This window comes from Piscinibacter sp. (genome assembly GCF_050175855.1).
GTDB lineage: Bacteria > Pseudomonadota > Gammaproteobacteria > Burkholderiales > Burkholderiaceae_C > Piscinibacter.
This window is the reverse complement of record NZ_JBFXIO010000356.1, coordinates 1-5,299: the sequence shown is the minus strand read 5'-3', so window position 1 is coordinate 5,299 and position 5,299 is coordinate 1. Positions and strand designations below refer to the sequence as shown.

At 67.0% G+C, this 5,299-nt stretch carries 4 protein-coding genes and 1 pseudogene; all 5 read left to right on the top strand.

Going from position 1 to position 5,299, the window contains the following annotated elements; translation table 11 throughout:
* Nucleotides 1-90: 90 nt before the first annotated feature.
* Entirely contained in the window at nt 91-1,179 is a 1,089-nt protein-coding gene (locus tag AB7U92_RS21255) for a TRAP transporter substrate-binding protein (RefSeq protein WP_428581726.1), read from the top strand.
* A 72-nt stretch (nt 1,180-1,251) separates the two neighbouring features.
* Nucleotides 1,252-1,773 (top strand): TRAP transporter small permease subunit, encoded by a 522-nt coding sequence (locus tag AB7U92_RS21250; protein WP_428581723.1) that lies wholly within the window; start codon nt 1,252-1,254, stop codon nt 1,771-1,773.
* The gene (locus tag AB7U92_RS21245) at nt 1,770-3,422 is read left to right on the top strand and encodes a TRAP transporter large permease (protein ID WP_428581720.1); all 1,653 of its coding nucleotides are present in this window, start codon (nt 1,770-1,772) and stop codon (nt 3,420-3,422) included. The genes AB7U92_RS21250 and AB7U92_RS21245 overlap by 4 nt, the downstream gene beginning before the upstream one ends.
* Nucleotides 3,423-3,518: 96 nt before the next feature.
* A pseudogene (locus AB7U92_RS21240) lies at nt 3,519-4,475 on the top strand (IS481 family transposase).
* A gap of 167 nt (nt 4,476-4,642) precedes the next feature.
* Nucleotides 4,643-5,299 (top strand): GntR family transcriptional regulator (locus AB7U92_RS21235; RefSeq protein ID WP_428581717.1); only part of this gene is annotated, 657 nt, incomplete at its 3' end.

Here is a 5,299-nt window from a genome sequence, read left to right as displayed (position 1 = left end):
GCCGTTCCCCCGGCACCGCCCAAGTGCCACTGCCCGCCTGTGCAGCCGGCGGGACCTACTGCGGTTACCCACACATCACAAGGAGACAACATGACTCGACGCAGGCAACTGCTGCAGGCCGGTGCGCTCGGCACCGCGGCCACCTTCACCACCAGCCTGTATGCCCAGACCCGCCCGACGGTGCGCTGGCGCATGGCGGCGCTGTACCCCCGCAGCCTGGACACCTGCTACGGCGCGACCGAACAGATGTGCAAGCGCGTGGGCGAGCTGACCGACGGTAAGTTCAGCATCACGCTGCACCCGCCGGGCGACCTGGTGCCGCCGCTGCAGGTGCTCGACGCGGTCAGCGCCGGCACGGTCGAGGCGGGCCAGGTCACCGGCACCTTCTACTTCGGCAAGAACCCGGCGCTGATGTTCGAGTCCGGGCTGCCATTCGGCATGAACGCACGCCAGCAGAACGCCTGGTTGTACGAGGGCGGCGGGCTCAAGGAAGTGCAGAAGGTGTTCGCGCAGTTCGGCTGCCATTCGGTGCCCTGCGGCAACTTCGGCACCCAAATGGGCGGCTGGTTCCGCAAGGAGATCAAGAGCCTGAAGGACCTCGAAGGGCTGAAGATGCGCATCGGCGGCTTCGGCGGCCAGGTCATCAGCCGGCTGGGCGTGGTGCCGCAGATGATCCCCGGCGGCGACCTGTACGCCGCGCTGGAGAAGGGCGTGATCGACGCGGCCGAGTTCGTTGGCCCCTACGACGACGAGAAGCTGGGTCTGGCGCGCGTCTCGCAGTACTACTACTCGCCGGGCTGGTGGGAAGGCGGCAGCGCCCAGGTTTCGGCGGTGGCCAACAAGAAGGCCTGGGACGCGCTGCCCAAGGACTACCAGACGGCCTACGAGGCGGCGGCGTTCGAGGCCAACATGCGCCAACTGGCGCTGTACGACGCCAAGAACCCGGACGCGATCAAGCGCATCCTGGCCTCGGGCGTGAAGCTGCGCTGGTTCCCCAAGGACGTTCTCGATGCCGCCTACGACATGACGCAGACGATGCTCGAAGAGATTTCCGCGAAGGATGCGTTCTTCAAGTCGATCTACCAGCACTACCGCGGCTTCCTGGAAAAGCAGTCGTCGTGGTACCGGGTGGCCGACCACTTCCTCGACAACTACTCGCTGGCGAGGCGCGCCCGCTGAGCCGGGCCCGCTGCGTGGTGGCCCCGTGCCGGGGCCGCCACCGCCTTTGATTCATCGGGAAAAGACAGCGACATGTTGACAATCGTTCGCGGGATCGACCGCCTGAGCCAGGGCGTCGGAGTAACGGTGCGGTGGTTCTTTGCCGCGGCCATGGTGATCAGCGCGGGCAACGCGATCAGCCGGCGCGTCTTCGGCGCCAGCTCGAACGCGTTCCTGGAGCTGCAGTGGTACCTGTTCGCCGCCGCCGTGCTCCTGGGTGCCTCGTACGTGCTGCTGAAGGACGCCCACGTGCGCGTGGACTTCATCTCGTCGAAGCTCAGCCCCCGGACCAATGCGGTCTTCGACGCGCTGGCGCTCATGCTGGTCGCGATCTCGTTCTGCGTGATGCTGATCAAGTACTCCTGGCCGATGTTCGAGATCGCCTGGCGCACCGGCGAGCGCAGCTCCAACGCCGGCGGCCTGATCCGCTGGCCCGTGCTGCTGTGTCTGCCGGTGGGCTTTGGGCTGCTGCTGCTGCAGGCCTGTGCCGAGACGGTCAAGCGCATCGCCCTGATCGCCGGGCACGGCGGCACCGATGACGGGCAGCCGCGATGATCGAAGCCTTCATCGGGGCGAACTTTGTCCCGCTCATGTTCGCCGGCCTGCTGCTGCTGCTGCTCAGCGGCATTCCAGTGACCTTCGCTCTCATCGGTACCGGGCTGGCCTTCGGGGTGCTGGGCATGGAGCTGGGCCTCTTCAGCTCCAACCTGTTCAGCGCACTGGCCTATCGCGTCTACGGCATCGTCCAGAACGAGACCTTGCTGGCGATCCCCTTCTTCACGCTGATGGGGCTGCTGCTCGAGCGATCGGGCATGGCCGAGGACCTGCTGGAGGCGGTCGGCCACGCGTTCGGTCCGGTGCGCGGCGGCTTCGCAGTGGCGGTGGTGCTGGTCGGTGCGATGCTGGCAGCGACGACTGGGGTGATCGCCGCGGCGGTGATCTCGATGGGGCTGATCTCGTTGCCGATCATGCTGCGCTATGGCTACAACCGTCCGATTGCCGCCGGCGTGATCGCAGCATCGGGCACGTTGGCGCAGATCGTGCCGCCGTCGCTGGTGCTGATCGTGCTGGCCGACCAGCTGGGCCGCTCGGTCGGCGACATGTACAGCGGCGCACTGATGCCATCGATGGCGCTGATCGGTCTGTACCTGGCGGCGGTGGCGGTGATCGCGATCGTGCGCCCGGCCTGGGTACCCGCGATGCCGATCGAGGCGCGCGTGCACCGGGAGCACTCAGGCGCCAGCGGTCATGTCTCCTTGCTGGTGCTGCTGGCGCTGGCCGTTCTGGTCGGCCTGGCGTGGGCGCAGGTCCACGAGGCTGTCGTCCAACGGCTCGTCGGTCGGGTGGGCCCGGCGCCCACCGACGAGTTCGTGATCATCGGCCTGATGGTGGCTACCGCGTTTGCCTACCTGTGCGCCTGCTTGGACCGGTGGTTGGGCCTGGGCTGGCTGTCGCGCCTGGCACGGCAAGTGACGTTCGTGATGGTGCCGCCGATCGTGCTCATCTTCCTCGTTCTCGGGACGATCTTCCTGGGCATCGCCACGCCGACCGAGGGCGGTGCGATGGGCGCGGCCGGAGCGTTCGTTCTCGGCGTCGCGAAGCGGCGGCTGTCGTTGCGCCTGCTGACCCAGGCGGTGGACTCGACGGCCCGGCTTAGCATCTTCGTGCTGTTCATCCTGATCGGCGCCACCGTGTTCTCGTTCGCGTTCAACGCCGCCGAAGGGCACACCTGGGTCGAAGGGCTGTTCGAGCACCTGCCGGGCGGGCAGATCGGCTTCCTGCTGGCGGTCTGCGCGCTGGTCTTCGTGCTCGGCATGTTCATCGACGCTTTCGAGATCGCGTTCATCGTGATCCCGATCCTGGCGCCGGTGGCGGTGGCCATGGAGGTCGACCTGGTCTGGTTCGGCGTCGTCATCGCGATGACCCTGCAGACCTCGTTCCTGACCCCACCGTTCGGACTGGCGTTGTCGTACCTGCGCAGCGTCGCGCCCAAGAGCGACACGATGGCGGCCGACGGAAGCCGCAGCCGGGGCGTCAGCACCGGGCAGATCTACGCCGGCTGCGTGCCGTTCATCGTGCTGCAGATCGTCGCGACCCTGATCGTCATCTACCGACCCTCGCTGGTGCTTGACACGGTCAACAGCGGCAAGCCAGTGCCGGTGGTGGTCGACAACGACGCGATGATGCCGCCGAGCATGGATTAGCTGTGAATCTTCAATAGATTGTGTTCGGTGTTTGTCCGGACTGGGTTGGAGAGACTGGAGATCGCCAAACCCCAAGTCGTCAAGGAAGCCAGCCGGATGAACCACCACAAGCATGCCCGACTCACGTATGCCCGTCGCGTGGAGATGGAGATGGTCAGGCAGATGACCGAACAGGGGCTTGGCGCCAGCGAAGCCGCGATGGCGCACGGCGTAACGCCGCCGACGGCGCGCAAGTGGTTCGGGCGCTACCTCACCGGTGGTGTGGCGGGTCTGGCTGACGCGTCATCGCGTCCGGTGCGGTCGCCTCGGGCCATCGATCCGGCCAAGGCGCTGCTGATCGTCGAGCTACGACGCCGCCAGATGATCCAGTCGCGCATTGACCGCAGCGTCGGGGTGTCGGCCTCCACCGTCAGCCGCGTGCTCGCGCGGGCGGGCCTGTCCAAGCTGAGTGACCTGGCGCCAGCCAAGCAGGTGGTGCGCTACGAGCATGAGCGACCCGGCGATCTGCTGCACATCGACACCAAGAAGCGTGGACGCATCGTGCGGGCCAGCCACCGCCTCAGCGGAAGCCTGCGCGACTCGGTCGATAGCGCTGGCTGGGAGATGCTGTTCGTGGTCGTGGACGACCACGCGCGCTTCGCCTTCACGGCCATGCACCCGGACGAGAAGACACCCCAGGCCGTGCGGTCCCTGCACGACGCCGTGGCCTACTTCGCCGGCCTGGGCGTGATGGTGAGCCGCGTCCTGTCAGACAACGGCGCGGCGTTCTGCTCACGGGACTTCGCCAGCGCCGGCACCGAGCTCGGCATCCAGCACAGGTTCACCCGCGCCTACCGACCACAGACCAATGGCAAGGCCGAACGGTTCATCCAGTCAGCGCTACGCGAATGGGCCTACGGCTGAACCTACCAGAACTCCCACCAGCGAACTCGCGCTCTGGCCAGTTGGCTGCACCACTACAACCGGCACCGCCGTCACGCTAGCATCTGCGGCGCCTCCCCCTTGTCCAGGCTCATCAAGTCAAGAAACAATCTCTTGACGGTTCACAACTAGCGTCGCATCCGGCGTACGAAGCGCTGCGTCGGCCGGGTCTGCATTTCGGGTAAGTTCTGCACTATCGGCGAACGGGTCGCGCCCGGTTCGCGGCGGTTGAAGGCATCATGGCAAGAAGCAGAGAACTGACGGTGGAGACGAGCGCACCCGGGGTGCCTAAGGGGCCGGTGCCCCGCCTGGTCCCGCACAAGAGCCTGGCGGAGCGTGCATACGACATCCTGGAGGAGGCCATCGTCACGCTGGAGCTGGCGCCCGGCAGCATAATCTCCGAGCAGGAGTTGAGCGAGCTGACCGGCATCGGCCGCACCCCCACGCGCGAGGCGATCCAGCGTCTGTCGCGCGACCGCCTGATCCAGGTGCTGCCCAAGCGCGGACTGCTGGTTTCGCCGCTGGACCTGGTCGGGCAGCTCAACCTGCTGGAACTCCGGCGCGAGGTCGAAGGCCTGATCTGCCGTCTGGCGGCCACCCGCGCGACGCTGGACCAGCGCGAGTACTTCGCGCGCTTGGCCGTGGACTTTCGGGCCTGCGTCGAGACCAACGACGCCATCAAATTCGCGCGCCTCGACAAGGACTTCGGCGAGCTGTGCCTGACCTCGGCGCAGAACGAGTATGCGGTCACGGCGATGCGCTCGATCGTCGGCTTGGCCCGGCGCTCCTGGCACTACCACCAGCGTCGCGGCGCATCGATGGCCGAGATGGCGCTGCTGCACGCCGACCTGTCCCAGCACATCGCCGCCGGCGACGTAGAAGGCTCCGATGCCGCGCTGTCGGACCTGCTGGACTGCGTCGAGCGCTACGCCCGTGCGACGCTGCTGCCCCAGGAA